3 protein-coding genes are annotated in these 2,347 nt (G+C 67.1%); 2 read left to right on the top strand and 1 reads right to left on the bottom strand.

Going from position 1 to position 2,347, the window contains the following annotated elements; genetic code table 11:
- Positions 1–193 precede the first annotated feature (193 nt).
- Together IBX53_RS15805 and IBX53_RS15800 are read left to right on the top strand one after the other, a co-directional pair.
- Positions 194–670: a molybdopterin-dependent oxidoreductase gene (locus IBX53_RS15805; protein ID WP_290911244.1), complete on the top strand. Its 477-nt coding sequence runs from the start codon at positions 194–196 to the stop codon at positions 668–670.
- 32 nt (positions 671–702) lie between these two features.
- Positions 703–1,791 (top strand): GGDEF domain-containing protein, encoded by a 1,089-nt coding sequence (locus tag IBX53_RS15800; RefSeq protein ID WP_290911239.1) that lies wholly within the window; start codon positions 703–705, stop codon positions 1,789–1,791.
- A 58-nt stretch (positions 1,792–1,849) separates the two neighbouring features.
- Here the strand turns inward: IBX53_RS15800 and IBX53_RS15795 are convergent.
- A partial coding sequence (locus IBX53_RS15795) for an ElyC/SanA/YdcF family protein (protein WP_290911236.1) occupies positions 1,850–2,347 on the bottom strand: 498 nt, incomplete at its 5' end.

Here is a 2,347-nt window from a genome sequence, read left to right as displayed (position 1 = left end):
GGCCATGGGCCGACTGGCCGCCGAAGAGGTGCTCAATCGACTGGCGGGCAAGCCGGTCCATCGGCGGCGCCACGATGTGGGCTTCACACTGAGAGCAGGCGAGAGCAGCTGAGGTGAGATGCCGGTCAACCACCGCTTGACCCGGTGATCGGACTGGGACAAAGTCCGTCAAACACGTAAGGGAAAGGTAACCATGAGTCTTAACAAGCAGTTGGGCGGGTGGCGCGTCGTGCTTTGCCTGATGGCCTGCCTGTGGGTGGTACCGGCCCTGGCCAGCGAGCTCACGCTGAGCGAGGGGACCGAGAGCCGCACGCTGTCCCTGGACGAGATCGAGTCTTCGCCACTGATTCACGCCGAGCTTCGGCACCCGGAGGGGCCTGCAGGCCGCTTCTCCGGGGTGGATCTCGACACCCTCCTGGCCGAACACGGCCTCGCGGAGGCCGATCGCGTGCGATTCATCGCCCATGACGGCTACACGACCTTTCTCACCCCGCAGCAGCGACGCGAGAAACAGTACCTCTTCGTGACCCGCCTGAATGGCGAGCCCATCGCCCTCGACGATCTCGGCCCCTTCATGCTGATCGTGCCCGACGATGTGGAGGCGGTCCGCGAGGGCACCGAGCCCATGACCCGCTGGATCTGGGCCATCCGGGAGGTGAGTGTCAGGTGAGGCGCCTGGCGAGAAAACCCCTCGTTCTGCTGGTGACCTATCTCTTCATCGTCTTGGCCTGCCTCATCGCCTTCGGGGTGTATCTCTCCGAGGCCCGGCGGCTGATAGGAGCCAACTACACCGCCATGGTCACCGATGTGGTGCGTGCCCAGGAGGACCCGGAACGCTTGCGCCTGATCCTCGACAGCCTGCTCGACAGCCCGGATACCATCCATCTGCAGCAGCTCAACGACCTGCTGTGGCGCATCCCCCTGCGCATGCAGGGGGTCAAGAGTCAGCTTCAGCGCAGCGAGATCGCTCCCGCCCGATACCAGCCGCTGATCGAGGAGCTCGACACCATCAACCGCCAACTGCCGGCGCTGGAACAGGTCATCGCCAACGTCACCAGCGACCGGGTCATGACCCAGGCGGAGCGCCGCGCGCTGTTGAATCCGGGAAGGGACATCGAGGAGGGGCTGGCCTGGGTCTACAGCGAACTCAACGAGCTGCTCCATCGGGCGTCGGCCGAGCAGCGACGCCTGATGCAGCGCCTGACCCTGGCGCTGGCGGCGCTGCTGCTGATGCTGGTGGTCGCCATCGGCCTGGCCCTGCTGATGCTCTATCGGCTTAACACGCAACGGGAGCTGATGCGCCGCCAAAGCCGCACGGACGAGCTGACCGGCCTTCACAACCGCCGCCGCCTGCTCGAGGACGCCGACTATCATTTCCAGCGCCGCGATCGGCATGCATCGCCGATCTCGATGCTGCTGCTGGATCTGGATCACTTCAAGCAGATCAACGATGCGTTCGGCCACCCGGTCGGCGACCAGGTGCTGATCGCCTTCGCGAACCTGCTGCTCGAGTGCAGCCGCCAGACAGACAGCGTGGCTCGGATGGGGGGAGAGGAATTTGCCATCCTGCTGCCCTTCAGCAACGGACTCGCCGCCCAGCGGCTTGCCCAGCGCATCCTGGCGGCAACCCGCGAGATGCCCCTGCCGGGGCCAGCCCAGGGAAGGCGGCTCACCGTCAGCATCGGGGTGGCAGAAGCCGAAGAGGGCGACGACTTCGATCGGCTCTACCATCAGGCCGATCAGCGGCTCTATCGCGCCAAGGCCCGGGGCCGCGACCGCGCCATCGAGTAGCGCCCAGCGCTCGATTGACCACGGGTCACGTAAGCGAGGGATTACGACGAAGGGCGCGCTAGTGCTCCCAGCCGATGGCCAGCAGGCCCAGCGCCTCGTACATGGCACGCTCGGTCTTGCGAAGATTCGCGGCCGAGGGCACCCAACTGCGACCCTGGCCGGCCTCCGGGTGCGAGGTCAGATAGTGGGTGGGCGCGGCCAGAGGGTCCAGGCCGGCCTGGCGGAAGTGCTGCATGGCGCGGGGCAGATGCGAGGCCGAGGTGACCAGCACCACTCTTGCGCCCTCGCCCAGGGCCTCGCGGACGGCCTGGGCCTCCAGGCCGGTATCCGTCGGCCAGTCGAGCACCCGCAGCTGAGTTTCCGGCACGCCCAGCGCCACGGCCGCGGTGGCATAGCCCAGGGCCACCGCCGCGTTGTCGTCATCACGGCTGGCGCCGGAGACCATCAGCGGCAGCTCCGGCCGCTGCCGCCACAGCCGAATACCCTCCATCAGGCGGATCGCGGAGCTGTCGTTCAGTCGGCTCACGCTCGAGCGCGGCGCCTCTGCGTCCCAGCC

It is taken from the genome of Halomonas sp., assembly GCF_014859505.1.
Lineage (GTDB): Bacteria > Pseudomonadota > Gammaproteobacteria > Pseudomonadales > Halomonadaceae > Halomonas.
The sequence above is the reverse complement of the archived record's forward strand: the minus strand, read 5'-3'. Positions and strand labels throughout refer to the sequence as shown.